Source organism: Rhodococcus sp. 05-2256-B1 (assembly GCF_002258465.1).
Taxonomy (GTDB): Bacteria; Actinomycetota; Actinomycetes; order Mycobacteriales; family Mycobacteriaceae; genus Rhodococcoides; species Rhodococcoides fascians.
Genome location: NZ_NOZA01000026.1, coordinates 316183 through 342512 on the forward strand (window position 1 = coordinate 316183; position 26330 = coordinate 342512).

At 62.0% G+C, this 26330-nt stretch carries 27 protein-coding genes; 17 read left to right on the forward strand and 10 right to left on the reverse strand.

Going from position 1 to position 26330, the window contains the following annotated elements; translation table 11 throughout:
* Window positions 1–52: 52 nt before the first annotated feature.
* A complete protein-coding gene (locus CH285_RS14725; RefSeq protein WP_032365824.1) occupies window positions 53–649 on the forward strand; it encodes a hypothetical protein in 597 nt (198 codons plus the stop codon).
* A gap of 54 nt (window positions 650–703) precedes the next feature.
* On the opposite strand, the gene pabB is transcribed toward CH285_RS14725, so the two are convergent.
* From pabB to CH285_RS14740, 3 genes are all read right to left on the reverse strand, one after another.
* The gene (pabB, locus tag CH285_RS14730) at window positions 704–2779 is read right to left on the reverse strand and encodes an aminodeoxychorismate synthase component I (protein ID WP_032370553.1); all 2076 of its coding nucleotides are present in this window, start codon (window positions 2777–2779) and stop codon (window positions 704–706) included.
* A gap of 10 nt (window positions 2780–2789) precedes the next feature.
* Window positions 2790–3185 carry a chorismate mutase family protein gene (locus tag CH285_RS14735; protein ID WP_027497119.1) on the reverse strand — a complete coding sequence of 132 codons (396 nt, stop codon included), beginning with the start codon at window positions 3183–3185 and terminating at the stop codon, window positions 2790–2792.
* 275 nt (window positions 3186–3460) lie between these two features.
* Window positions 3461–3799, reverse strand: a complete 339-nt coding sequence (locus tag CH285_RS14740; RefSeq protein WP_027497120.1) for an RNA polymerase-binding protein RbpA — start codon at window positions 3797–3799, stop codon at window positions 3461–3463.
* A 30-nt stretch (window positions 3800–3829) separates the two neighbouring features.
* On the opposite strand from CH285_RS14740, the gene CH285_RS27955 reads away from it, so the two are divergent.
* The 4 genes from CH285_RS27955 (at window position 3830) to CH285_RS14755 (ending at window position 6748) form a co-directional block, all read left to right on the forward strand.
* Window positions 3830–3970 carry a hypothetical protein gene (locus CH285_RS27955; protein ID WP_155288453.1) on the forward strand — a complete coding sequence of 47 codons (141 nt, stop codon included), beginning with the start codon at window positions 3830–3832 and terminating at the stop codon, window positions 3968–3970.
* A gap of 6 nt (window positions 3971–3976) precedes the next feature.
* Window positions 3977–4309: a hypothetical protein gene (locus CH285_RS14745; protein ID WP_032370554.1), complete on the forward strand. Its 333-nt coding sequence runs from the start codon at window positions 3977–3979 to the stop codon at window positions 4307–4309.
* Window positions 4310–4451: 142 nt separating this feature from the next.
* Window positions 4452–4907 (forward strand): tellurite resistance TerB family protein, encoded by a 456-nt coding sequence (locus tag CH285_RS14750; protein ID WP_027497122.1) that lies wholly within the window; start codon window positions 4452–4454, stop codon window positions 4905–4907.
* A gap of 203 nt (window positions 4908–5110) precedes the next feature.
* Window positions 5111–6748, forward strand: a complete 1638-nt coding sequence (locus CH285_RS14755; RefSeq protein ID WP_032370555.1) for a cation:proton antiporter family protein — start codon at window positions 5111–5113, stop codon at window positions 6746–6748.
* Between the two features lie 51 nt (window positions 6749–6799).
* Here CH285_RS14755 and CH285_RS14760 read toward each other — a convergent pair whose 3' ends face one another.
* Complete coding sequence (locus tag CH285_RS14760; RefSeq protein WP_032370556.1) at window positions 6800–8398, reverse strand: TPM domain-containing protein; 1599 nt, start codon at window positions 8396–8398, stop codon at window positions 6800–6802.
* A gap of 661 nt (window positions 8399–9059) precedes the next feature.
* Between CH285_RS14760 and CH285_RS14765 the strand changes: the two genes are divergently transcribed.
* From CH285_RS14765 to CH285_RS14775, 3 genes are read left to right on the forward strand one after another with little or no spacing between them, the layout of a single operon-like run.
* Window positions 9060–10163, forward strand: coding sequence for a tyrosine-type recombinase/integrase (locus CH285_RS14765; RefSeq protein ID WP_094643205.1), 1104 nt, complete (start codon window positions 9060–9062; stop codon window positions 10161–10163).
* On the forward strand, window positions 10160–10498 hold the full coding sequence (locus CH285_RS14770) for a helix-turn-helix domain-containing protein (protein WP_032365829.1): 339 nt from the start codon (window positions 10160–10162) through the stop codon (window positions 10496–10498). The genes CH285_RS14765 and CH285_RS14770 overlap by 4 nt, the downstream gene beginning before the upstream one ends.
* Window positions 10488–11966 (forward strand): recombinase XerD, encoded by a 1479-nt coding sequence (locus CH285_RS14775; protein WP_176458612.1) that lies wholly within the window; start codon window positions 10488–10490, stop codon window positions 11964–11966. The genes CH285_RS14770 and CH285_RS14775 overlap by 11 nt, the downstream gene beginning before the upstream one ends.
* Before the next feature lie 22 nt (window positions 11967–11988).
* Here CH285_RS14775 and CH285_RS14780 read toward each other — a convergent pair whose 3' ends face one another.
* Entirely contained in the window at window positions 11989–13284 is a 1296-nt protein-coding gene (locus CH285_RS14780) for a hypothetical protein (protein ID WP_094643206.1), read from the reverse strand.
* A gap of 377 nt (window positions 13285–13661) precedes the next feature.
* Here CH285_RS14780 and CH285_RS14795 point away from each other — a divergent pair, with 377 nt between their 5' ends.
* Entirely contained in the window at window positions 13662–14075 is a 414-nt protein-coding gene (locus CH285_RS14795) for an SgcJ/EcaC family oxidoreductase (protein WP_094643207.1), read from the forward strand.
* 97 nt (window positions 14076–14172) lie between these two features.
* On the opposite strand, the gene CH285_RS14800 is transcribed toward CH285_RS14795, so the two are convergent.
* A complete protein-coding gene (locus CH285_RS14800; RefSeq protein WP_141215013.1) occupies window positions 14173–15057 on the reverse strand; it encodes a hypothetical protein in 885 nt (294 codons plus the stop codon).
* Between the two features lie 330 nt (window positions 15058–15387).
* Here CH285_RS14800 and CH285_RS14805 point away from each other — a divergent pair, with 330 nt between their 5' ends.
* From CH285_RS14805 to CH285_RS14815, 3 genes are all read left to right on the forward strand, one after another.
* On the forward strand, window positions 15388–15927 hold the full coding sequence (locus tag CH285_RS14805; protein ID WP_094643209.1) for a helix-turn-helix domain-containing protein: 540 nt from the start codon (window positions 15388–15390) through the stop codon (window positions 15925–15927).
* Window positions 15924–16409, forward strand: a complete 486-nt coding sequence (locus tag CH285_RS14810) for a YbaK/EbsC family protein (protein ID WP_094643210.1) — start codon at window positions 15924–15926, stop codon at window positions 16407–16409. The genes CH285_RS14805 and CH285_RS14810 overlap by 4 nt, the downstream gene beginning before the upstream one ends.
* Before the next feature lie 161 nt (window positions 16410–16570).
* Window positions 16571–16915 carry a cupin domain-containing protein gene (locus CH285_RS14815; RefSeq protein WP_255032328.1) on the forward strand — a complete coding sequence of 115 codons (345 nt, stop codon included), beginning with the start codon at window positions 16571–16573 and terminating at the stop codon, window positions 16913–16915.
* Between the two features lie 462 nt (window positions 16916–17377).
* On the opposite strand, the gene CH285_RS14820 is transcribed toward CH285_RS14815, so the two are convergent.
* Together CH285_RS14820 and CH285_RS14825 are read right to left on the reverse strand one after the other, a co-directional pair.
* Window positions 17378–17923, reverse strand: a complete 546-nt coding sequence (locus tag CH285_RS14820; protein ID WP_094643212.1) for a pyridoxamine 5'-phosphate oxidase family protein — start codon at window positions 17921–17923, stop codon at window positions 17378–17380.
* A 226-nt stretch (window positions 17924–18149) separates the two neighbouring features.
* The gene (locus CH285_RS14825; protein ID WP_094643213.1) at window positions 18150–18524 is read right to left on the reverse strand and encodes a winged helix-turn-helix transcriptional regulator; all 375 of its coding nucleotides are present in this window, start codon (window positions 18522–18524) and stop codon (window positions 18150–18152) included.
* A gap of 122 nt (window positions 18525–18646) precedes the next feature.
* On the opposite strand from CH285_RS14825, the gene CH285_RS14830 reads away from it, so the two are divergent.
* Both CH285_RS14830 and CH285_RS14835 read left to right on the forward strand, forming a co-directional pair.
* The gene (locus CH285_RS14830) at window positions 18647–19984 is read left to right on the forward strand and encodes an MFS transporter (RefSeq protein ID WP_094643214.1); all 1338 of its coding nucleotides are present in this window, start codon (window positions 18647–18649) and stop codon (window positions 19982–19984) included.
* A gap of 368 nt (window positions 19985–20352) precedes the next feature.
* A complete protein-coding gene (locus CH285_RS14835; protein ID WP_094643215.1) occupies window positions 20353–21540 on the forward strand; it encodes a Cmx/CmrA family chloramphenicol efflux MFS transporter in 1188 nt (395 codons plus the stop codon).
* A 532-nt stretch (window positions 21541–22072) separates the two neighbouring features.
* On the opposite strand, the gene CH285_RS14840 is transcribed toward CH285_RS14835, so the two are convergent.
* Entirely contained in the window at window positions 22073–22525 is a 453-nt protein-coding gene (locus tag CH285_RS14840) for a MerR family transcriptional regulator (RefSeq protein WP_094643216.1), read from the reverse strand.
* Window positions 22526–22581: 56 nt separating this feature from the next.
* Between CH285_RS14840 and CH285_RS14845 the strand changes: the two genes are divergently transcribed.
* On the forward strand, window positions 22582–23559 hold the full coding sequence (locus CH285_RS14845; protein ID WP_094643217.1) for an SDR family NAD(P)-dependent oxidoreductase: 978 nt from the start codon (window positions 22582–22584) through the stop codon (window positions 23557–23559).
* A gap of 182 nt (window positions 23560–23741) precedes the next feature.
* Here the strand turns inward: CH285_RS14845 and CH285_RS27960 are convergent, their stop codons facing one another.
* Window positions 23742–23888, reverse strand: coding sequence for a hypothetical protein (locus CH285_RS27960; protein WP_176458613.1), 147 nt, complete (start codon window positions 23886–23888; stop codon window positions 23742–23744).
* A gap of 60 nt (window positions 23889–23948) precedes the next feature.
* On the opposite strand from CH285_RS27960, the gene CH285_RS14850 reads away from it, so the two are divergent.
* Window positions 23949–24506 carry a TetR/AcrR family transcriptional regulator gene (locus CH285_RS14850; protein ID WP_094643218.1) on the forward strand — a complete coding sequence of 186 codons (558 nt, stop codon included), beginning with the start codon at window positions 23949–23951 and terminating at the stop codon, window positions 24504–24506.
* A gap of 149 nt (window positions 24507–24655) precedes the next feature.
* Window positions 24656–25609 (forward strand): aldo/keto reductase, encoded by a 954-nt coding sequence (locus CH285_RS14855; protein ID WP_094643219.1) that lies wholly within the window; start codon window positions 24656–24658, stop codon window positions 25607–25609.
* Window positions 25610–26330: the final 721 nt, after the last annotated feature.

Here is a 26330-nt window from a genome sequence, read left to right on the forward strand (position 1 = left end):
GGCTTTCGATACTCGAGTGGTCGAATGCGAATCACTACTACCAGGGGACACAGTGAAACTGATCAGAACAGCAACGGTCGCGGTGGCGTTGACCGCAGCCGTAGCCACCGGCGCAGGCCAGGCCGTAGCGGATCCGACGTCGGAGTCGATGAACTACCAGACGTCGGTCAACCCGGATGGAACCGTCAAGACCATCCTCGACGCCGGTCTCTTCCGCGTCGATGCGACGAGCGAGACGGTGTCGATCGTCGACCAGGCCGGCTCCACGGTCGCGTCGATCCCGCTGGAGTACTCCATCAATGGAACCGTCTACTCCATTGCGCCCCTGATCGGTGCCGAAGGTCGGGAACTCACTCTCACCCCGCAGACCGTTCCTGTCGCTGAGGTCGCCGGCGCGAAGACCAAGCAGCAGGCCTTCGACAACATGGTCAACCAGCTCGCCATCGGTTGGAACAACGGCGGCGGCGTCGGCACGGCCATCGGTGCAGGCCTCGGCTTCGCCATCGGCTGCGTCTCGATCTTCCCGAACTTCATCTCGGGCTGCATCATCGGAACCGTGATCGGTACGGTCGCCGGCACGGTCATCGGAATCAACAACGCCAACCCCGAAGCTCAGCCTGCGGTGTTCGAGTACTTCACCACTGCGTAGAGCACGACGGCCACTGGCCGAGGGATGTGGAACAGCGGGTAGAGCGCGCGCGCTCTACCCGCTGTTCGCTGTCCGGCCCGTGAGGGCTCGACGCATCGACACCGCTTTGACCATCGTCTCCTCGAACTCCTCGTCGGGGTCCGAGAGCGCGACGATCGCGCCTCCAACGCCGTACGTGACCTCGTGCTCGGTCGCCACGATCGTGCGAATGACGATCGAGAAATCTGCCGTACCCGTGATCGAGAAGTAGCCGATGGCACCGGAATACACTCCGCGCGGCCCATCTTCGAGCTTGTCGATGATTGCCATCGTGCGAATCTTCGGAGCGCCGGTCATCGAGCCGCCGGGGAACGCCGCCCTGATGCAGTCGGCAGCCGACGCGTCGTCACGCAGCCGGCCACGAACCGTGGAGACCAATTGATGTACGGGAGCATAGGTTTCGACGTCGAACAGCTTCGGCACGTGTACCGAACCAGGAACGCACACCTGAGCCAGGTCGTTGCGCACCAAATCGACGATCATCAGATTCTCGGCCTTGTCCTTCTCGTTCGCGACGAGGTCGGCCTTGAGTGCGTTGTCCTCTTCGGGAGTGGCCCCGCGCGGCCGAGTTCCCTTGATGGGCTTGGACTCCACGATGCGGTCGGCGTCGATACGCAGGAATCGCTCGGGGGAGGCGCTCAGGACCGAGACGTCGGGAAAATTCAAGAAGGCACTGTACGGGGTGGGATTGATTTCCCGCATGTAGGAGTACGTCGCCGCGGGGTCGATTGAACCGGCCACGGTGGCAGTGTTCGTCAGGCAGACCTCGTAGGTTTCACCGGAACGGATTTCGGCGAGGCACTGAGAGATGAGGTCGAGGTAATGCCTGCGATCGTGCCTCAGCCGTGGCTCGAGGGACAACTCCGCGCCGAGCAACGGAGCACCGGATGCAGGTATCCCACTGGGCGCGCTCACGGTCTGCGCCTTCTCGGACAGTCCACTCAGCGTTGCGGTGACCGAGTCGAACCACTGCGCGAGGACCGGATCCCCGGGGGTATCGGCCAACCCCATCAAGTAAAGGGTGCCGGCCTCGTGGTCGAACACCAACGCCCGATCGGAGAACACCATCGAGGCGTCGGGGGTCGCCGAGGTGTGCACCAGCTGCCCGCCCGTATCGGCCTTGAGTTCGTACCCGAGGTAGCCGACGTAGCCCAGTCCGAATGCAAAGGGAAGATCGTGCCGCGGGGGAGTAGCTCGGCGACGTAGTTGGGCGTCGATGTAGTCGAAGAACGTCGAGTGGATATGTTCTCTCGTGCCGTCGGAGCCCTCGACGGTCACCATCGTCTCGGCTACCGAGTACGTCACGTATTCGGCGTGCGGCCCGGAGCAATCGCCCATGACGGTGAATCGGCACTCGGGCTCGAGTGCGGCGCTTCCGTCCAGCCAGAAACTCTTGGTGTCGTGCGCGAACAGCGTCTGGAACACGCGCTCGGAGTCGAAATCGCTGTCGATAGTGCGGGTTTCGATGGTGAACATCGAATCGTGGGTCCCCGCTGCGTTCGCTGCGCTCGAACGCGCAAGCGTCAGATCGCGGAAATTCGCCAGCAGCTCACGCCCGTATTCGGTGCTGATCGACTCGGGGTGGAACTGCACTCCCCACAACGGCTTGCTGTGATGACGAACCGCCATCACCAGACCGTCCGGGGTCCAGGCGACTTCCTCGAAGTCGGCGGGAGTCCGGGTGACGACCAGAGAGTGGTAGCGCACCACGGAATACGGCGAGGGAATCCCCTCGAACAGATCCACCCCGGTGTGCGTGATGTCGGTGATGCGGCCGTGCATCGGTGCGGGGGCCAGATCGACCTCGCCCCCGAAGAGGTGGCACATCCCCTGATGGCCGAGGCAGACACCCAGAATCGGGAGACCGGATTCGCTTATCACTCGACCACTGATACCGAAGTCCTGCTCGACGTCCGGGCGGCCGGGACCGGGCGAGATCACGACGTTGTCGAACGCGGCGAAGTCGAGGGAAGACCACGCGACGTCGTTCTTGACCACGGTCGGTGGTCGGCCGTTGACCTCGGCGAGGAGGCTGTACAGGTTGTAGGTGAACGAGTCGTAATTGTCCACCAGGAGGGTTCTGATCGTCATCGACGTACCTCTATCGTTCGCCCTCGAAGCCAGATTCTGGCCCCGGAGAATCGATGATGAGATCCTCGACGCGACACGCCTCGGCAATCATCGACTTGTACAACTCTTCGAGAAAGTCGGGCGACAATCCGTTCGCGGACGCGAACTCACGAGCCCGTTCGGTCACCACGCCCACCCGGCCCGGCTGCATCATGGGAATACCGAATTCGCGTTTGACGTGGGCCACCCGTACACACACATCGATTCGGTCGCGTACGGCTGCGCGCAAGACCTCGTCGATACCGTCCAATTCGCGGCGCAATTCCGCCAACTTTTGTTCGCCGACCGCAACGCGTCCGTCCGATTCCGAGTCGGACGCCGCCGTCCGCGGATCGTCGTGCAGACACTGATCGGAACCCTGGCTCACGAGTTGATGCCCCCTGTTTTCGACGACTACGGTGCTGATGATTATCGGTCGCAGCCGACATTTGTTACCGCGATCATCACAGACTCGGTAACCGACTACATGCGATGTTCGATGGTGTCATCCCGAGCCGTTTTCGCGCCACTCAAACGCGAAGAAAACGGACGCTGAACGACAATAATCACACAAGTCACCCGAAAAAAATCTCCGAGTTTCCAACCCATCGAAAAAATGCACCGCCGGATTGTTTCCAATCGGGCGGTGCATCGCTCAGGGGATCAGGCTCCGCGTCGCTTGACCTTCAGTAGATCGAGGCGCTCCTTCAGCAACTCTTCCAGTTCATCCACCGAACGGCGCTCGAGGAGCATGTCCCAGTGGGTACGAGGAGGCTTGACCTTCTTTGCCTCGGGCGCGGTGCCCTCGATCAGAGAACCCTCGAGTCCGTTACGGCACGCCCACGTACCGGGAATCTCGGCGTCGTCGGCGAACGGGACGTCGAATTCCTCACCGTTGTCGCAGCGATAGCGAGCTACGCGGCGGGGTGCCAAATCGTGATCACGATCGGTCTCGTAGCTGACGGCTCCCAGTCGACTACCTCGAAGTACACGATCTGCCATAGTGAAGTCCTCTCCATCGATAGTAGGTATGTGCGCCGATTCCACCGGCCGGTTTCGGCGCGGCCGAGCTTCGTCGTCCACCCACTGATCTACAACGTCGTCGAGCGTCCGTTCGTTCCCGGCTCGCCCGCGCAGATCAAGGCATCTTACCTCGCCGGCAAAGTAGGCTGAGCGACCATGTCCGTGAAAACCCGTCGCAACCAGACGTGCGAGTGGTGCGGACGTCCCATCGACGATGTCGGCACCGGCCGCAAACGACGGTACTGCCGACAATCGTGCAGACAACGTGCGTACGAGCAGCGCAGTGCCGTCAAGGGGACGTCCATTCCCGTCGACGCCGTCGTGCTGACCGCCGAGGAAGCATCGGCCGTTGCAGATCGCGCATTCGAACTGCGCTGCGCGGCCGAGGATGTCAGCACCGCAGTGGTAGAAGGTGCCGCCGCCGACGAACTGCAGCGCCTGTGTATCGAGCTCGTGGCGAAAGCACACGATGCCGAGCGGCTGCGCTGAGTATTTTCGGGGCTCCTCGCTGGTCGTCCTTCGTGCGGCGCGACGGTCGACGACATCGCTCCCGTCGTTGTTCACCGAGTCCGTGGACAATGGGCGACGCACGCGCGTCTTGCGCGGACGCAAAGACACACAGAGGAGCTCCATGGCGTTCTGGGATCAACTCAAGTCCAAAGCACAGGAATTGAACGGGCAGCTGCAAACCAAGACCAGCCAGTTCAAGAACAAAGAGTTCGCCAACGGCAGCATGGCGATGTGCGCTCTCATCGCCGCCGCGGACGGCACGATCGATCCGGCCGAGCGACAGAAGACGGCAGCGCTGATCGCCGGAAACGAAGCTCTCCGCGTCTTCGAGTCCGATGAGCTCCGCCAGAAGTTCGACTGGTACTGCGACAAGCTGCAGGGTGACTTCGACTTCGGAAAAGTCGAGGCCACCGCGACGATCGGCAAGTTGAAGTCCAAGCCGGACCAGGCCCGTGCCGTCATCCAGATCGGCATCATCATCGGCGGTGCCGACGGGCATTTCGACGACCACGAGAAGGCCGCCGTTCGCAACGCATGCTTCGCAGTGGGAATCGACCCGGCCGAGTTCGAGCTCTGACCCGCTCCGACGTGGGCATCGAGACCGGATGAGGTCTGCGGCGACCGACGACGCATCGACGTCGTCGGTCGCCGTCGCCGTCCCTGGATTCCATCTGTCCTGCAATTTCCTACTCCGCGGGTTACTTTGCTCGTTCCGGCTGGGTGCACAGACGTCGTCGACGCGTCACCGGACCGATCGATCCGTGACCGAGGAGACCGAGCATGACTGTTGCCGCGATTTATCTCGTCATCGCATTCGGCCTCGGCGGACTCGCGATGGCGGTGCGACTTCCTCCGTTGGTCGGCTTTCTGGCGGCTGGGTTCGTCATCAATGCTCTCGATGTCGGTGAGGTGCCGCAGCTGGACCTGCTCGCCGACTTGGGGGTGACGCTGCTGTTGTTCGCCATCGGCCTCAAGCTCGATCTCCGCATTCTGTTGCGCCGCGAGGTCTGGCTCACCACGTCGGTCCATCTCGCGATCAGCGTCGTGCTCGGAACCACGGTGTTGTGGTTGGCCGCCGTGGCCGGCCTGGCCATGCTGTCCGGGCAAAGCCTGACGACCATCGCACTCCTGGCCTTCGCCATGTCGTTCTCGAGCACCGTGTTCGTCGTCAAGGTACTCGAGGAGCGGGGGGAGTCGCATGCGCTCTACGGCCGCGTCGCCATCGGCGTCCTCGTCATGCAGGACATCGTCGCCGTCGTCTTCCTGACGGTCACCAGCGGCACTCTGCCCAGCCCATGGGCCTTCACCCTCGTCCTGCTGTGGCCGCTCACGCGAATTCTTCGGAGAATTTGGAGCGGGCTGGGGCACGGCGAGATGCAGTCGTTGTTCGGCATCGTGATGGCTCTGGTTCCGGGGTACGCACTGTTCTCCACGCTGGGCCTCAAAGGTGACCTCGGTGCCTTGATCATCGGTGTCCTGTTGGCTTCGCATTCCGCGTCGTCCGAACTCGCACGGTCTCTGTTCCACCTCAAGGAGCTTCTGTTGGTGGGCTTCTTCGTCTCGATAGGCCTGTCCGGACTACCCGATGTGCCCAGTCTCGTTGTCGCTCTGCTGATGATGCTCGTTCTGCCGCTCAAATCCGTGCTCTACGTAGCGCTGTTCGCCGCGATGAAACTTCGGTATCGAACGGCCCTGCTCGCAGGACTGAGTCTGATGAACTACTCGGAGTTCGGTCTGATCGTCGTCTCCGTCGGAGTGACGACCGGGCTGCTGGAACCCACGTGGCTGGTCGAGATGTCGATCGCGGTGGCTCTGAGTTTCGTGGTGTCCGCCCTTGTCAACGGCCGCGGCCACCTGATGGTCGAGAAGATGGCGAGCCGGCTGCCCGTCCAGGACGAGCAGAGCCTCCACCCCGAGGAACGCCCCGGTGATGCCGGCGACGCCGAAGTCGTCGTCATCGGCATGGGGCGTGTGGGGTTCGCGGCCTACCAGCGACTGAACGAGCACTACCGATTGGACGTGGTCGGAGTCGACTACGACGGCCCGCGCATCCGTCGACTGGCCGAGCAGGGACTGCGTGTCATCGAGGGCGATGCCACCGACCTCGACTTCTGGCACCGACTACGCAGATCGGATTCCGTCCGGATCGCGGTGCTCGCCATGCCGCGGCACGGTGCGAACGTCACTGCACTGGCGTGTCTGCGAGAGTCCGGCTTCGGTGGAACAGTGGCGGCGGTCGCACGGTACGACGACGAGGTGCAGTGGGCAAAAGACCAGGGCGTCGATATCGCCTTCAACGTCTACGCCGGCGCGGGTTTGGAACTGGCCGACCAAGTAGGGCATTCGACCCCGGAATACATCGACGATCGCACCGACTCCGAGACCGACGAGCCGCGTACACCGGACAACACCGGATAGGCCAGCGGTGCGAGTGATGGAGGCGCTCGCCGGAAACGAATGGGGGAGTCGTCAGGTACTGCCTGCCGCTCCGCCTCCTCCACCTGCACCTCCACCGGACGCAACGGATCCGCTACTGCTGGAGACGAACACACCGGAGAACGCAGACCAGGGGAGGACCACCGGGACACCCGCCGCGTAGTCGGCATCCGCGGGTGATGTGAAGGCTCGTAGCGGCGTGTCACTCCCGGGGTCGGTTGCGGCCTCTAGTCGTTTCCGAAAGAACGGGGCCAAGCCGAACGCAACGATGTCCGGCAGAGCTACGTTCAGATCGACCGACTCGTCGTTGTCCTTGGCGGCCTGCTTCAGTCCGTCGCGGTACGCCTCCCAGGGGCGAGAGGCGTCCAGGCCCGCGACCGAGAAGCGTGAGTAGGCGATCGCCGTCCACAGTCCTGCAACGAAGAGAAGGCCCGACAACACCGCCGCGAGCCACATCGTCCGTGCACCCGACGTCGCCACGGCAATTCCTCCGATTGCGAGAGCGCCGCCGAGTACGCCCAAACCGGCCAACGCTGTCCGGCGTCGACCTGAGCCGTCGGCGACGAATCCGCTGTCCCGCAGTGTTTTCTCCAAGAGTTCTTTGGTTGCACCGGGGCCTCGAGCGATCTTCTTCAACTCGTCGCCGGGTACGACATCGTCCTCGGCTCGTTCGGCGAGCATCGACCAGACCGTCTGTTGAACCTCGCCGCGGGCACGGGTTCGGTCGACAAGCCTGATCTCGACTGTCCCTTTGTCGACCTTTCCCGGCTTCTTGTCCTGCTCGAAGGTGAGCGCATCGGCGGTGGCAAGCGCCAGTACGGTCCCCGGTACGCCGCTGGGCTGCGCGCTGCGGTGCACCAGGGCGGTCGCGTACGCTGCATCGGTGACCTGGTCCGGTCGAACCGTCGTCGGATATTGTTGGGAGACAGTCGGTTTCGCTCGTCCCCGAAACACCGTTCCCACCAGAAGCAGCCCGAGAAGCGCGAACACCGAACCGGCCCACGGCAGCCAGGTCGAGCCTGGACCGTCGGCGAATCTGTCCAGGGCAGTCACCGGCGGACCGTTGCGAATGTCGGACGCCAAGCGATCTATGCCCGCGGTCAGGCTTCCTGCGACGTCACCATCTCGCAGCGGCGGAATCAGTGCGTCCTCGATGATGGCCTCTTGTTCGTCCCGCGGAACGTTACCGTCGTCGTACGTGGAGCCGACGAAGATGCCCGCGCGAGCCTCGTCGACCTTTCCCGGCTCCCGGTTGATCAGTATTGCGCCTGCAGTGTCCTGGTCGACGCCCGTCAGGGACACCCATCTCTGCTGCAGGTCTTCTACTTGATCCAACGTGTCGTCGGGGTCCGCATCGAGCTCACGCACGTACGCGATCACGTCCGCACCGGTGTCGGACTTCAAGTTCTCCAACTGACGTTGGATGTCCGCGGTCTGCGCCGGATTCAGGGAAAAACCCGTTCGGTCGTAGACACGCTGACCCGAGGTCAAACCCTCGAAGCCGGCGTCTCCGCCGGACGAATCGTCGGAGCAGCCGACGAGGCCGAACGATGCAATGAGGGCCATCAGTACGGCTGCAGCAACTCGGCGGTGGAAGTTCCGGCGACGGGATGTCTCGAGAAAGGCGTCCATCGAACGAACTCTAACCAGAGTTCGTATACGGTAGCCAGCACATTCGGCCGACGCGGCAGTGGATATCCAGACTGGTCTTCCTCACCGTTGTTTCGTCACTGTGACGAAACAACGGTGAGGAAAGAGCAGAGAGGGAGAGGGTGCCGTCCGGTCCGCAGTGCGCCGATCTCATGACAGCGGGCAGTCAGCGGGCCGGCTGCGATAGCTGTCGACCGGAAGCCCGTCACATCTCCCGCAGGCATTTCGATACCACCGGGACGCGTCGCGTCGACGCAGACTTCGGACAACGAAGTGCTTCGGCCGAATCGACTGCGTCGAGGAAAGTTGTTGGGCAGCAGCGAACTACGAGTCGATCTCAGCGAATTGCAGGTCGACAGTTTGCCGATAACCAACATTATGTCAGGTAGACCTCTGCATGTTGCATCCGATGAATCAGCCAGCTCGGGCACACTGACTGCTTGCATATCTGGGTGAAGTACGAAATCTGTTCAGCATGAGGAGGTTACGTGTTGCATGGCAGTCCGCCCGTTCGGACGTACTTCCCGAGGCTTCATCAGCCTGTAGTTTACGCTGTTCAACAACATTCTCTGGCAATGTTATTGACAGAGATGATTCATCCGGTGAATCATTGATTCGTTGAACGAGACGACGGAGGGGTGTCATGGGGGTCGATAGGAGCGGACGCGTCGTCCTGGTCGACTCGGTGACGCCACTGCATCCCGAGGAGCAAACCGTCGAGGACATGCTCACGGGATGGCGGAACCAGCAGCTGTGCCGAAACCTGCAGCTCGGCACCATCGAGCAACGGCAGCAGGTGGTCGTGCGGTTCATCGATTACACCAACGAGTTCCCGTGGGCATGGACCCCGTCCATGGTCGAGGAATACTTCGGAGACCTCCGCTCGATCCGGCGAACCGCGCACTCGACTATCCGCAGCTATCAGACCTCGCTCAAGCTGTTCTGCTCCTACATCAGCACCCCCGACTACGGGTGGGATCGACTGTGTGAGAGCCGCTTCGGTACTCACCCCGCTCAGGTGTTCTTCGAGTGGAACACCGCAGCGCACGTCCAGGACAACGAGCAGACACCGGCCAAGCGTGCCTTCACCAAGACCGAGTTACAACTGTTGTTCGACCACGCCGACACCCAGGTCGAGACGATCGCGGCCACAGGGCGAAAGGGGTGGCTGCCGGCGTACCGTGACGCGGTGATGCTCAAACTCGCCTACTCCTACGGGCTGCGGTTCAACGAAGTACGTCATCTGCAGAGCGTCGATTTCGCCCGCAATCCTCACGCTCGCGGGTTCGGCCGCTTCGGAGTTCTCAGTGTGCGCTATGGCAAGGCCAAACGTGGGTCACCCCCGAAACGGCGTAGCGTCCTGACGGTTTTCGACTGGACCCCTGAGATTGTCGAGGATTGGCTCACCCACGGCCAGCCCTATCTCGATGCTGGACTCGATCTGTTTCCGTCCGAACGTGGTGCGCTCGTTGCCGAATCGACTTTGATCCGCCGGTTTCGGCGCTACTGCACCGAGCTTCAGCTCTCCCCCGGGCTGGACCTGCATTCACTGCGTCGCTCGTACGCCACCCACTTGATCGAAGACGGCTGGGATCCGTTGTTCGTGCAACAGCAGATGGGTCACGAGCACGCCAGCACCACCTCCCTCTATACCTGCGTGTCGAGTGACTTCCGCAGTCGGACATTGCGGCGAGCGTTGGATGCGACCGTGAGCGACGCTCTGGGTATGGAAGGAGAAATCTCGTGAAACGCACCGTCGACTACACCTGGCGCCTACCCGAGCTGATGGCCGCACACGGCATGCACAACAGCACCGATCTCATCCCCCGCCTGCTCGAACGAGGAATCGCCCTCTCCCGCCCGCAGGTCTACCGCCTCGTCACGCAACGACCCGAACGTGTCTCGCTACAGATGATGGCGGCGCTCTGCGACATCTTCGGCTGCGGAATGCAGGACCTGGTCACCGTCACCGCAGCTGACGAACGCAAGAAGCGAACTGCAACGTCATCGGCACCGGACGTCGTCGAGCTCAACAAGACAGTCCGACCGCGACGCGCACGAGTGATCCGCGATGACCATTGAGATTCGACCCCGCAACACCGTTCGGGGGCGACCGAGAACCGGTGACGGATTCACCTGCGATCGATGCGGACGTGAGGCCGGCAAACCGCGCGTGCGCTGGCCCGACGGCAAGATCTGCGGAACGTGCTTCCACGCGGCAGTGCGCACCTACGGATACTGCGCAGCATGTGGATTCGAGCGCATGCTCCCCGGGCAAGTCGGAGATTCAGCTGTCTGTGTCGACTGCGCGGGCATTGCTACCGACTTCCATTGCAGGAGTTGCGGCACCGAGGCCGAGCACTACAGGCGCGGCATCTGCGCGCGCTGCGCCCTCCGTGACGACCTCACCTCGCTGCTTCTCGACAACCCCGCCGATCCTGCTGCCATGAACACACTGGTGGGCATCTTCTGCGCCGTGGACCGCCCCGAAAGTATCCACACCTGGAAACGATCCGCCAAGGTGCGAGAGCCGTTACGTCAGCTGGCAACCGGCCAGATTCCGATGACCCACGAAGGCCTCGACAGCGTCGGCGATGATCGCCGCACAATGCACCTGCGGGGCATCCTCGAACATCACCAACTGATTCCGCCGCGTGACCGCTACCTCGCCCTCTTCGAGGATTGGATCGCCGCCAAGATGACCGCCATCGATGACGGCTCGGTCCGGCGCTACGCCGAACAGTTCGCGACTTGGCACCACCTCAAACGAGTCCGCGCGATCGCAGCCGCAGGCAAACCTACCCGCGGACCCGTCCACGCCTCCAAACAGGACATCACCGAAACCATCAAGTTCCTGACCTGGCTCCATGACACCCGCAGCCGCACCGCCGCGACATGCAACCAGCTCGATGTCGACGAATGGACCGCCACCGGACCCACCACCCGGCAGGTCATTCGAACGTTCTTCGTCTGGGCCAAGACAATCCGCATCAACCGGACGGTGACGATCGCGCACCGCTCCCCTGCCCCGACAATCACTTTCACCCAAGATGAGCGGCTGCGCTGGATCCGTGAACTACTCACCGGCAGCAGTGAATCGCTCCCGTATCGAGTGGCCGGCATTCTCTTACTGCTCTACGCGCAACCGATGGTCAAGATCGCCGCACTCCGCACCGATCACCTCACTACCGACACCGACGGATTGTGCATCACCCTCGGTGCCGAACCAGCCCCGGTACCCGAACCCTTCGCGGTGCTTCTTCGACGTCATATCCAATCACGCACAACGCAACTCACCGGCACCGATACCGGCTGGCTGTTCCCCAGTATCCGCACCGGCCGCCATCTGCACCCCAACACGATGATGGACCGCATCCGATCATTGGGAATCAATCTGCTCGGCGCGCGCACGACGTCGCTTCGTACCCTCGTCACCCAGGTACCACCGCCGCTCGCCGCGGAAATGCTCGGATACAGCTACTCCGTCGCGCATCGCCACGCCGAGTTAGCAGCGCAGCCTTGGGCGCAGTACTCCGCGCAGCGGAAGTAGTCTCCAGCTCGGGTGACCACCCTCAAGCTTGCCTGTTTGTGGATCGGCGACGTGGGCGCTGCCACATCGAATGAAATTCACCATCGCCTGCGATTGCCTTCGCGAAGGTCGGCGGAGCGGGTAGTCGGGCATTTGGATTTGGGTTGTATTCGAGCGTGTATATGGTGTCGGACTTGAGAGCCATGCGGTTTGGTCTGTGATGCAGCACCCCAGACAGCCAGGCGTATCGCGGATTAGCCCACATCCGTTTCTCGATCGTGAGGCCGAGAAGGTCCCAGGTGTCAGTGTCTTTCCCAGACCCAGTGGGAATTTGGGGTGCGGTCGATGCAAGTGCGAGAAAATGCGGTGAGGCGGGGTCGTGCTGTCGTTTCTTTCGGTCAATTGATTTGCGAAGCGATTCGAAGGCGGCGGCACGGTCATCGTCGTTGAAGCAAGGGTTGACGGAGTAGCCGAAGGCGTGGCCGATGGACGGTCCGGAGGTGAAGGGTGGCCCGCCGTTAGCGTCGACGGCGTCCCAGTCAATGTGGCTGTCGTCTGCGAAGTGGAGCATGGGTCGCCAAGTCGCCCGGATGGGTCGTTCTGCGGCGTCGGGGGTCGTCGTAATCTGACCAGAATCACTGTTGCACACCATGTCGCAGAATTCATGGCTCCACAGTGTCGACACCAGGTCCTTGGGCGATCCGATCGGCAGTTCGACACGAATGTTCCGAGCTACGTCTCGTTTGCGCATTCGCGCGGAGAGCGTAGTGCTGATCATGTTGCTCATCCGCTGCCAAGCCGCGTAAGCCTCCCAGTGCCACACGGTCACTTCTATCGTGACAAGACCTTCAGGCATCCGGATGCCGTAGTCAGGGGACATCGGCTGGTTGCCTTTGCTGGGCCTCCAATCGCTGGGAACCAGTGGCTCGAGCAGCACAGGAGTCATGCGTAACGCGAGGACACTGCCAACCTCGAGTTCCGCAAGCGCCTCCTCGTAACCGAGGTCATCAACCGGGCGCAGCACGCTCTTGATGCGCTGAACGATTGTCCGCCCGACCCCCGGCGAGACGTTCCCCGCGAGACGTTGCAGCATGTCAGCGATATTTATCAAGTAGTTCGTTGATTGTCCGTTCCCGACGCCCCGCCAATGGTTGCCGAGCGGACCCACCGGGTTCTCCGCCCAAGCCGCATCATCGACGAACTCGAGAACTTGCCGGTAAAATTGCTGTACTTGCACGACTTCTTCTGGGCCACCTTCGCCCAGGTTTGCTGCCTCCGCGAGCGCCACAGGGTCGCTGTTGTGGAAGTAGATGTGCGCCGGATCTTCTGGGGTGCTCACGGACGGTGGGTCTGCGGAATCGGCGTCTGACGGCATGCTGAAGGCTACCGGGATTCCTTCGGGTGATGCACTGCGCGGGGCCGCGTGTCGGGTCACTGCGTTGCAGCGAGTCCGCTAGACAGTCGTGGTGAGCGACGGTTCTACTTTCGTAGCCGTTGCGCACCCGGTCCCTTTCGGACTAGTACATCGGCGGGGTTCGAGTATGGGCACGGGGTCGAGGACAGGCATCCGCAACCGATGCCGTTGGAGAAGTTGTCACGAAGCGCGGTGAGCTCTTCGATCTGTTCGGTGAAGTCGTCGCGCCACTGCCACGAAATCCAGGCCAAGATGCGTGCCGTTCTTGACCTCGAGTGTGCTTCATGTTGTGAAGTGTCGTCATGAACATATCCAGTACGAGCACCGATGACATTGATGAACTGGTTTCCCTTGTTGCAGAACTCGAACGCACGCAACGCGCAGAAGATGTCGACGCATTCCTGACACTGTTCGACGATGACGCAGTGTGGGTCACAGCCGGCGGAGCCCGTCTGATCGGCAAAGCGACCATCGCAGCATTCACGAGAAAAGTCCTGCCGGGCGCGTTTGCCGACGGCAGTGTCCGATACGAGGTCGAGCACGTCAGATTCATCACCGACGACGTTGCTTTGACAGGTGTGAACCAGGAATACCTGACCGCTGATGGGGACGCACTGTCCCCACCTCGAAAGGGGAAGCCGACCTATCTCTGGCACCGACACGCTGGACGGTGGCTTATTGCAAGCGGACAGAACACAACCGTCCCGGCCCCTTGAGGCAGTTTGCGAGAGATCAAACGAAGGAATGCGGCCACTCTAGATATGCACGCTTAGTAGTAGACGTCTGCATGTGCTGTGCAGCAATGTTTCTCGCTCATGCACAGTCACCGGACCCGTCGGTGATTCTGATTGAGCTGCGGCAGGGAGGCGAAGACGGGACAGTTGCCGGTCGTTTAGTGAGCGCTACGGACACGAGGACCACGCCGACGATCAATGCCAGCGACACGATGTCCGGAGTATGACCTGCGGCCAGCTGGACCAGCCACGTCAAACCTGGCAACAATGCGATGACAGCGATCGCCGGTAACGGAGCCGTACGCTGCACTCCGACCTGAAGCAAGAACAATGGAATGACGACGCCCACAACGCCGAAGACGAACAGCCGGGTCAGCTCACCGAGATCAGGTAATCGCGTACCGCCGACGATCCAGGCCGAGGCCGCGAGAACGTACGTGAGGTGAAATCGGTGTGCGTTGACCCAGACTGCACTGATTCCGTTGTTCCCGATGGATTTCGACAACAGAACCACCGCCGCCATACCGATGGCCGCCACGGCGGCCAGCGCAAGTCCCGCGACGGCCTGCGCGGAACCGGCGATTGGATCCGACAACTGCCACGTTCTGTGGGCGAGAGCAAGCCCTAACACCATCATGACCAAGATCAGCGTCGGTTCAGCTGCTCCACTCCATTCGCGACGACGTGACACGACCCAGGCTATGACCATCAGTGCCATCGGTCCCAACGCCGACTCGATCGAGCTTGTCGTCGACGCGGGGATCAAGCTGATCGACACGTAGAAGCTCAGAAACGTCGCGGCTGTGGCCAGGTTCATCCACACCACCGACACACGTACTACCCGTGTCACCGGAACGGGTTCGCTTCGACGCACCCTATCGACGCCGCCGAACACTGCCGCAGCGGCGGCAAAGGCCATGGCCGAAAAGACCAAACTGTCGGAGGGGCTGACGTCCTCTGTCATGAAACCTTGTACAACCGCCTGCATGACCACCGCTGCCAGAATCAGCAGGAGCGGGCGGTCACGCAAGGATATCTGGTGACTCATATGAAAGATGACTCCTCACTCTCGCGCACCTCCGAAGGTCTGAGAACTTGCGATGCCACATTTCCTGAGTGCGCGATCGGTATCGAGTGGCTTTGCCTGACGGACAATGAGCTGCAACGAGATGGATTGGTGAGCAGTATCTTTCGGCCAGAAGTCGGGGCATCTCACCGAAAGGCTGCGAGGCCTTGCCTTGACATGTCATGAAACCACGCTACGTTCGTTCTGTAAACAGAACGATGGGACGACATGGACGAAGACGTAGGAGAACGCTTGCGGGCCTTACGGGTCGACCGAGGGTGCTCGTTGTCCGAACTGGCTCGCCGTAGCGGAATCGGGAAGGGCACGATCTCCGAACTCGAGAACGGGCGCCGAGGAGCACGCCTGGACACCCTGTTCGCACTCACTCGTGCGCTGGAAGCACCACTGGGTGCGGTCCTGCCGAACCGTACCGGCAGCGAGTCGGTGGTGCACGGCGATTCGGTCGACGCCATCCTGGTGGACCGGTTCGAGACCGGCTCGCAGCTGATCGAGGTCTTCCGGGCATCGATCAGCGAAACCGTCCAACACTCAGCCCCCCACGCCAGCGGCATCGAAGAGACCGTGACCGTCATCGACGGACGGGTAGTGGTCGGCAACGGAGACAAGGAAATCGGAGCGGGTGAGAGTCACCGTTATCGAGGCGACGAACCCCACTCGTTTCGGTCAGTGGACGGTGTCGCCGCGGTCTTGATCCTGATGCACTACCCACTTCCGTCACAGACCCGACCGAAAGGAACGAACTCGTGAACGACAATCCGCTGCCCGAGCGCAGCCGTATCGTCGAGAAGCACCTGGCCGCAGCCGGGATTACAGCACCGATCCAGGAACTTCCGACCTCGACTCGGACGGCCGTCGAGGCCGCGGAAGCGTTGGGATGCGAGGTAGGAGCAATCGCCAGCAGTTTGCTGTTCGTCGCCGATGACGAACCCGTGCTCGTGATGACCAGTGGTCGACACCGCGTCGATCCGGTGCAGCTCGGCGCAGCGCTTGGTGTCGAGGATGTACGACTCGCGTCCGCAGAGCGCGTTCGGTCGGTGACCGGTCAAGCAATCGGGGGCGTCGCGCCCACCGGCCACCCCGAACCGATCAGAACCGTAATCGACGAGACACTGCAGCAATACTCGACCATCTGGGCTGCCGCAGGAACCCCCCACACCGTCATGGCGCTGACCTTCACCGACCTCATCACGTTGACGAACGGAACCCGCGTCGTCGTGGCGTCCGACTGACTCCAGGACAGAGACCCACCGCCGCGACAACGCACAACCCCGCCATCGACCTGAAAGACGACAACCGCACTTGGCGCCGACCGTCCCCGATCACATACGGAGAGAACCCAATGACGACTATCCGTCCTACCGAGTCACCAACGGACGATGGTGTCCGCAACGTGGACAGAGCCCTGTCCACGATTTCTGAACATTGGCAGCCGCACCGGCTCACCACCGTCAACGACTACGACGTGAAGGTGGTCAAGTTGCACGGTGAATTCGTGTGGCACACACACCCCGACACCGATGAACTCTTCCTCGTTGTTCAGGGCGAGCTGACAATCCAACTCCGCGATCGGGATGTGGTACTCGGACCCAACGATGTGTTCGTGGTCCCGAAAGGCATCGAGCACTGCCCCAAAGCAGATGGCGAAGTGCACGCAATCCTCTTCGAGCTCCAAGGGACCCCCAACACCGGTGATGCGGGGGGCGAGCGGACCTCGCGGACACGAGAGCTCTCGTAGGCCACCAAAACCGGAGTCGATCTCCCAGAAACCTGCAGCGCGACGTTGCCCGCCTGGCCTCGTGTTTTCGCTTCGATTGAGCGGTCAACCTAAGCCGGGCCGGTCGTCCGTCGTCTGGACCTGGAGATCTCCGATGCGGTCCCACGCCGGGGCGCGGTGCAATACGGCCACTTTCGATATGCAGAGCTACCGGTAAACGTCTGCATATGCTGTGGCACAGTCACTTTGAGGAAGAAGCAAGGCCGCAGGGATGGACTACGGACTCAGGCAATTTGCGGCGCTAAACAGCATCTAAGGTGATGCGTCAGCGCGCATCGATCCGGTGGTCACGCTGACCGGCATCACGATGACGGTGCTCAGAGACGACTACGCTAGCGGCGTCTTGATCGGTCTCGCGCTCGGAATGCTTGCGGAGGTGCACCGTCCCCGTTCGACCTCGGACCGGCAGTACGGCGCGGTCGATCACGTGGGAAAACCCGGCAGACCGTCGATGCTGACTGCGTTTCTTTCGGCGCGATATGTCACCATGCCGTCGACACCCTTCTTCTCGGCATGCCGGCGAATAAGATCGTGCTCGTCGACCACCTCCATCATCGGCACACCCCACCCGCACGAATCGCTGATTCTTGTCACATCGACCGATACGACAGCCCTGGTGCTCGGGTTCGCCGGGTGGCGCGCGACCACGTCGTCGAATATGGCATCGCCGGGCAGCCATACCGATCCCGTTCCGTGCAGCCGCACTATGCGCGGACGACTGTCGAAGGAGGCGAACATCAAGCAGACTCGACCGTTGTCGCGAATGTGCGCGATCGTTTCCACTCCACTTCCCGTGTAGTCGACCCACGCAACGTGGTGCTCTCCCAGTACGGAGAACGAATCATGGCCTCTGGGTGAAACATTGACATGTCCGTCACTCTGCAGAGGTGCCGTCCCGACGAACCACATCGGCTGCGCCTGGATCCATGTCTTCAGCGAGTCGTCGATACGCTCGTATATTTTCCCCACAGACGGCCCCTAATCTTGTCGACGTAATAATTTCACGGAGTGAAACAGTTCTTTTCACTCCTGCTGTCACTTGCAGGCGAAGAGAGATAATCAACGACCGCGTGGACAGATCGAGATTGCCAGGACCCGCAGTACGCGAAACGGGTGGCATCGATGTTGAGCGGACCCTATCTCTGAGTGGAAACTCGAAGCCTGAGATGGCAGCGTCACGCTAAATGCTCAGCAGTTAGCGTGACGAGCGGAGGTCATGTTTCGCAGGCAGGAGAACCTCTGCCGTGTACTGCTTTCCCCACTCATTGAGGGCATTGACGAAGGGTTCCAATGCTTTTCCTTGAGTGGTCAAGGAGTACTCGACTCGCGGTGGTACCTCGGGGTACGAAGTGCGCTCGACGATGCCGTCGCTCTCCAGTTCGCGAAGCTGACGAGTGAGAACTCGCGGAGTGATCGGTCCGACCAGACGACCTAGCGCTCCGTAGCGCACCGGGCCTCCAAGAAGATTTTTGACGATGGTCATCTTCCATGATCCGCCAAGCACCGCAATGCTCACCTCGACCGGGCAGACCTCGTATGCGCGCCGAACCGTGTCTCGCACCGCATTCATCCCGTCTCCCACTACTCCCCCAATAGTCCGCATACGTAGCGCGGTGCGATGAGACGACACCGTCCATATGGTCAATAATGTACATACTACCGCCTGGCGTACATATGGGCTACTTATTGCACATGAGTAATTCCAGGGAGCCGACCCTGACGCCGCCGCTACCAGCGAAGTCCCGAAGAATCCATCCCGCATGGCGTATGGTCGCCGTCGCCGCGGCCGCGTTGATGGCGACGGGTTCCTACACCACCATCGCTGGATTGATCACCGAGCCTCTGGTTACAACCCAGGACTGGAGCCGAGGTGATATCGGTGTCGCTGTCGCCATCAACATGGTTCTGTACGGAGCTGTTGCACCATTCAGTGCTGCGCTGATGGATCGCTACGGCATGCGTAAGATCTCCGTTTTCGCGCTCGTGCTGCTTGCTGGAAGCTCGACACTTCTGGTGACTGCAACTCCGAGCGCGGGATGGTTCATCGTGTGGTGGGGGTTCCTCGTCGGTGTCGGTACCGGTTCCATCACCATGGTTTTCGGCGCGACCGTTGCCAATAGATGGTTCGCGGACCGCATTGGACTGGCCACCGGCATTCTCACGTCGGCCAGTGTCGTCGGGCAGTTCGCGATACTTCCGCTGTTGTCGACGTTGATGTCGCGAACGGACTGGCGAGCACCGATCATGGTGTGTGGAGCTCTGGCTGCAGGGGCAGCGGCATTGACCCTCGCTCTTCGCGATCACCCCAGCGATCTGGACGTGACCCGATACGGCTCCAACCCTGGTCCTGATCTCGAGGCGAGGTCGACGACCGCGTTGCGGCAGAGTGCGTTGGCTCGCACCCTGCACGTGCTACGCAACTGCGTACGCAACCCCGCATTCTGGCTGCTGTCGTTCATGTTCTTCCTGTGCGGTGCCACCACAAACGGACTTCTGTGGTCCCACTTCACTCCGGCCGCGCACGACCACGGAATGGCAGCGACGGCAGCCTCTAGCTTGTTGGCCTTGGTTGGGATCGCCAACATCCTCGGCACTGTCTCGGCGGGGTGGCTCTCGGACCGAATGGAGCCCCGAATACTCCTTGCTGGATTCTTTCTGGTCCGCGGATCGACACTGGCCGTTCTTCCGCTGATCTTCACCAGTCAAGTGAATCCGAGTCTCGTCGGCTTCGCCATCATGTTCGGCATTCTTGACGTGGCCACTGTGCCGCCGACGATTGCGTTGTGCGGCCACTATTTCGGCGTTGACAGTGCATTGGCCTTTGGTTGGGTCAACGTCGCCCATCAGATCGGTGCTGGTGCCATGGCTGCCACGGGAGGTCTAATACGCGAATCCGTAGGGGCTTACACGTCCGTGTGGATACTCAGTGCGTTTCTGTGCGTTGCCGCTGCCATGATGGGAAGCATGACCGCGAAGATTCACACTAAGAGAAGCAAGCCGCCGGGACTCGCAACGACTGACAGCAACTGAGACACAGTCCAATACGACAAGTCTTGATATGCAGGGTTACCCGTAGAGTGCTGTAAATTCCTGCGGCACTGCGTCTCTCATTTCGAGTGATCGAGCAAATTGAGTGATTTCCTGCGGTCGCAACCCGATTTGGGTTGCTCCTCGTCTCGGGCGCCACTCGACTCGGCGACGCACCGAGTCTGTAGTGTGGTGGTCATGACGAGTCCCGAATCGGACAGAGCGGGGGCTCACGGTCACGCCGTCAGCCCCCTGAAACTCTGAGGTTCTAGCCTCCCCGTCCACGACTACCTGTGGCGGGTGATCGAGCGATTCTCGGGTTGGCCTGGTGACGAGACGCCCTTGGTCCATTCTCACCTCGGAGTTACTCGATGCCTTTCGCTCTCTACCTGCTTGCTCTTGCTGTTTTCGTCATGGGCACGTCGGAATTCATGCTTGCGGGTCTGGTCCCGGCGATTGCCGATGGCCTCGCCGTATCGGTCGGTTCCGCCGGCCTACTCACGTCGGCTTTCGCGGTCGGGATGGTTCTCGGTGCGCCCGTCATGGCTGCGTTCGCGCGCCGGTGGCCCGCGCGCGCCACGCTCGTGGGGTGCGTGGTGATCTTCGCGGTGTGCCACATCGTTGCGGCGCTCACTCCCGCGATTTCCGTGTTGTTCGCTACTCGTGTTGTCGCTGCAGTCGCGAACGCCGGGTTCTTGGCGGTTGCGCTGAGCACAGCGACCCGCCTGGTTGCACCGGGTCAGAAGGGCCGCGCTTTGGCAGTGCTGCTGTCCGGCACGACGATTGCGACCGTCGCCGGTGTCCCTGCGGGAGCACTGCTCGGCACTGCACTGGGTTGGCGGGCCACTTTCTGGGCAGTGGCACTGCTGTGTGTACCGGCAGCAGTGGGGATCGCCGCCGGCCTTCGCGGCAACCAGCGAACCGTGCAGGACGGGACTGACCGTGACCATTCTCTGAAGACCGAGCTGGCTCAGCTTCGAGCGCCTCGCCTGCTTGTCGTGATGCTGCTCGGAGCGCTCGTCAACGGCGGAACCTTCGCCGCATTTACCTACCTCGCACCCGTGGTCACCGAGACCGCCGGCCTGAATACGGCGTGGGTGCCTGCGGTGCTGGTGCTGTTCGGCACCGGGTCCTTCCTCGGAGTTGTTGCGGCGGGGCGTATTTCAGACACCCGCCCCCGGTTGCTCCTCGGGGTCTTCGCACCCGCTCTATTCTTGGGTTGGGTTGCTCTCGCGGTGCTCGCTGCACACCCTGCGCTGCTACTGATCCTCGTGTTCACCCAAGGCATTCTTGCTTTCGCAGTCGGGAGCACGTTGATCGCGCGGGTGCTGTATGCGGCGTCCTCCGCGCCGACGATGGGCGGTTCCTACGCGACAGTCGCTCTGAACATCGGTGCTGCTGCAGGACCTGCCCTCGGGGCGGCAGCACTGTCAGGTACGGGCAACCTCGCTGCAGTGGGGGTCGCTGCAGCCCTGACCGGAACAGCACTGCTCATATTGCTGCCCGCGCTGCGGCACATCACGCCGCCGAACAAGCGTGAAGAAGTACGCAAACCATGATCGAGATGAGCCAACGATTCGGCTCGCTGTCGGGCATCTAGGTTCTTGGGGCGTGTTGTTCGCCTCTCGATCGGTTTTAGTGCCACTCATCGCATGAACGACGGCCGCCCCGAGTGCCAGCGCACCGGAGAGAGTCGACACCGCGGTACCAGGTGAGAGGTCGATAAGCAGGAGCGCCGCCATCAGTACAGCGGAGACCACACAGTGCGTAGCGCCCGCCATCACGAATGGATACGTCGTACGGCGTAGCCATAGTGCTAACCGGTGGACCGGCTGCAAGGCAACCGAACGAGAGAGAAGTACCAGCGATGTCAACGCGCGACACCCCTCCCCCCCCGGCGCCACCGCCAAACCGTAGAAGAACCGGCAATCGACTTCCTCGAGGACCCTACGATCGACGGACCGGAGCCTGTGACCCGCGAGGAGTTCTCGCGCGACTCCAAATCGGATTCGTACACCGTAGACCGGCCCCCGCGACCGATTGGTGAGCAGGGAAGCGCCAGCCTCGGCGAATCTACGGTGAAGGAACGCACTACGGAGTAGCTCGCCGAATCGATGCTGTGTGCGCAGAGACGGCAGGCGTGGGGTCCCACAGGCCAGTAGCTGTCCCGCGATCGAGGTGGTCGGCGTACACGTCAACTTTCCATGCGATCAGTGACCGGCATTCTTCCAGTGCCTGGATCTGCGCTTCGACGCGTTTGTTGTGGGTGTCGAGCAGTTGTAGGCGTTCGGCCTCGTTGCCCGGGCCCTGACGTGCCAGTTCCGCGAACCGCTGCAAGTCGGACAGTGGCATTCCGGACTCGCGGAGTTTGACGCGGATCAGAAGCCATTCGACGTCCGACTCAGCGTAGTGCCTTCTGCCGCCGGTGCTTCGGCTAATCGGGCCGATCAACAGTCTTTGACGTTCGTAGAAACGCAACGCGTGGACACTGAGGCCAGTTCGCTTCGCCACCGCCCCGATCGTCAGGACAGGGTCATCTGCCATCGCATGTCCCTCTCGACTTGATCTAGACCGCGCTCTAGGTTTTAGCGTGCACCAGTATGAACCAGACCGAACAACAGCCCTTCGAGTCCGAGTTGTCCGCAGCGAGCACCGCCGCGGAGGTGATGACAGACGTGGACCTGGCGGGGGCAACTGCGGTGGTGACCGGGGGCTACTCCGGGCTGGGGCTCGAGACGACCCGCCGACTCGCGGAAGCCGGCGCTCGGGTCATCGTTCCCGCACGCCGCCCCGATCTTGCGCGAACCATCCTCGATGGCGTCCCTCGCTGCGAGGTCGTCGCTATGGATCTGTCGGATATGGACAGCGTGCGCGCTGCGGCAACGCACATCTCCGCTTGCGTCGACAAGATCGACATCCTGATGGCCGTGGCCGGTGTGATGGCCACCCCGGAACGCCGAATTGAGCCTGGGTGGGAAGCGCAATTCACGATCAACCATCTCGGGCACTTCCTACTCGTCAGCGAGCTGTACCCGCGGCTCGCCAACGGAGGTGCCCGCGTCGTGGTGAACTCCTCGGCGGGTCATGTGTTGTCCGACATTCGCTGGCACGACCCACACTTTCGCACCGGGTACGACAAGTGGCTTGCCTACGGTCAGGCCAAAACCGCGAACGCGCTGTTCGCGGTGCACTTCGACGCTGTCGGAAGCCCAGATGGAGTTCGAGGGTTCAGCGTGCATCCGGGCAAGATCATCACCGGTCTACAGCGCGATATGACCCTCGACGAACAGGTCGAACGCGGATGGATAGACCGACACGGCAACGTAATCGGTGCAGACTTCAAAACCGTCGCCCAAGGAGCCGCAACCGGGTTGTGGGCAGCGACGTCTCCGCACCTCGACGGGCGCGGCGGGGTCTATCTGGAGGACTGCAACGTGGCGACCGTATCCGGAGCCGACGACTCGCTCGATGACGGAGGTGTCCGTAAGTACGCCACTGATCCGGAGTCAGCAGCGCGTCTGTGGGATGTGTCGACCTTAGCCACCGCTGCAAGTCCCTTCGGTGGCTACTCACGTTGACGATCGAGCGGAAGTCCCAAGCGGCGCGCCATTGAGACGCTGAGCTATACGACCAGTTCTGATATGCAGAGATACCAGTAAACCTCTGCATATGTTGTCCCGCAATGTATTTCGATCGTACGTCTATTCAGGGGCGCATCGGGTGCACCAACATCGATAAGACCCTAGGCGATCCCGCCAGTTCAAACCCTGGCCAGCTTGTCGGTGGTTCCGATGGAGTGGGCTTCGATGATCAGTCCATATCGGAGCGGTGGTACGCGGACATGCTGCGTTCGCCGGGCATTGACGCCGAATGCGGTGATTTCGCCGAGGTTAAGCGGTTCGTCCATGCTGGCTGACGGGTACCGTGGTGCGTTCCGTCGACAGCGACCGTGAACGGCAGGAGCGGCATGGGTGATTCGAGGCGGCCACTGCGCGCCGACGCAGCCCGCAACCGGGCGCGGGTGCTGGAGGTGGCATACGAGGCGCTGGCCACCGAAGGCACGTCGGTATCGATCGACGAGATAGCCCGACGAGCGGGCGTCGGAGCCGGGACGGTGTGGCGCCACTTCCCCACCAAGACTGCGCTGTTGAGTGCGGTGATCGTCGGCCGCGTCCGAACACTGGCCGACACCGCCCGAGAGCTGCTCACCAGTGGCGATCCCAGCGAGGCGGTCTTCGAGTTCCTCCGTGCGGTGATCGCTGAGGGTGCACTCGACCGCTCACTCGCCGACGCGATGGCAGGCTCGGGTATCGACCTCGACGAGGTCGCACCCGGCGTCGAGGACGAGTTCCGCACTGTGCTCGGCGAGTTACTCGTCGCAGCGCAGCGCTCCGGCTCGGTCAAGACCACGGTCACGGCACCCGACCTCAAAGCACTGATCGTCGGTGCCCTGGCGATGCAGGCCTATGACGCCGAGGTGGCCGACCGCGTGACCGAGATGGCCATCATCGGGCTACGTCCCTGACGTCAGGTCCGGATAGTCGTTCTTTTACGTCGTCATCTCCTTCCGGAGAGTCGTGAACGTGTACGTTGATTTAAGCGGGGCGCACGCCCCGCTTAATCTCGCGGTACATTTTCCTGCCGCCTGGGCGGCCACGGACGAAAGGCAACGACATGCGGACACGAACGCTGGGAAGTTCTGGGATCGAGGTCGGCGAAATCGGATTGGGCTGCATGGGAATGAGTTTCGCCTACAGCGCCAACCAACGCGATGCCTCGGAATCATCGCGGGTGATCAACACCGCGATCGACCTCGGTGCCACCCTCATCGACACCGCGGACGTCTACGGCCCGTTCACCAACGAGGAACTTGTCGGTACCGCCATCAAGGGACGCCGCGATGAGGTGACGTTGGCGACGAAGGTCGGGATGGTGATCGATGACCGAGGCGGTCTCGCTCCCAACGGTCACCCTGGCCACATCCGATCGGGCATCGAGGCCTCACTGCAGCGACTCGGCACCGACGTCATCGATCTCTACCAGCTTCACCGGGTCGACCCGCAGGTTGCGCTCGACGAGACGTGGGGGGCCATGGCCGAGCTGGTCGAACGCGGTTTGGTGCGGGCAGTCGGTCTGTCCGAGGTGACCGTCGACCAGCTCGATACCGCACACGCGATCCATCCGGTCGCCAGCGTGCAGACGGAATTGTCGCTGTGGAGTACCGAGCAGCTCGCCGAGGTCGTGCCGTGGTGCGCCGCTCACAACGCGGCGTTCATTCCATACTCCCCTCTTGGTCGCGGCTTTCTGACCGGAGCCGTGAGCACCAGCGACGACCTCGAGGCCGATGACTGGCGACACAGCAACCCTCGATTCAGTGCAGAAGCGATTGCAGCCAACCAGTCACTGCTCGACACCGTCCGTCAGGTCGCTACCGATCACGACGCCACGCCGGTGCAGATTGCGCTGGCGTGGGTTCTCGCCCAGGGCACCCATGTCATCCCCATCCCGGGAACCAAGCGAGAGAAGTACCTGCGCGAGAACGTCAAAGCCAGCGATCTGGTGCTGTCCGCGGACGACCTCGACACGCTGTCGACGATCTCGACCCGCGTAGTCGGTACCCGCTACTGAACATTGCCTCGGCGCTGACCGAATACGAGCGCACCCTCGAGTTAGCGTGCGCCAACCCGAACCATCAGAACGTCGAACGTTACGACAGAGTGTCATCCGTCTATGTTGCCGTCGCGAAGAAGCGGATCGAGAATGTGAGGTGGATCGCAGCAACAGGTGCTGCTGCGATAGCAATGCTGCACCTGTTCACGGGTTTTCCCAGCATGATGGTCGTCACGGGCCCTGCATGCGTGGGTAGCAGGGATGAGCGTTCCGATCCTGGGGGCAGTCACGCATAAACGCCGAACGCTCGATGCCGTCGATGGCTGGCACGTTGTGTTCGTCAACTGGAACCGTCCCCGCCCCGACAGCAGCTAGGCACTGTCGAGGTCTTCGGTCAGATCTCCCCGCGACAGCCCACCACCGAACACCGAGCGCGGTTGTCTCTGTCGAGCCCCGAACCTGATTGGAGGTAAGGGCCTGCCATGACCAGCGCACGGCGCTGCGTCAGAGATTGGTCGGCAACTCCCGCCTTGCCGCACCTGCAACGACCGCAACGCACCATGTCCGCCACCCCCGGCACCGCCAGACGCGCCGAACTTCACCACACCGAAACCGAAGCGCTCCAACGCCTCCGGGGCGCGCCACGTCGGCACGCCCGGTTTCGACGTCACCGCACCGTCCGCTGGTTCGACGGCGTCCGAACCCGCTTCCGAACGAAGCAATGGCGGGTTGGCGGTCG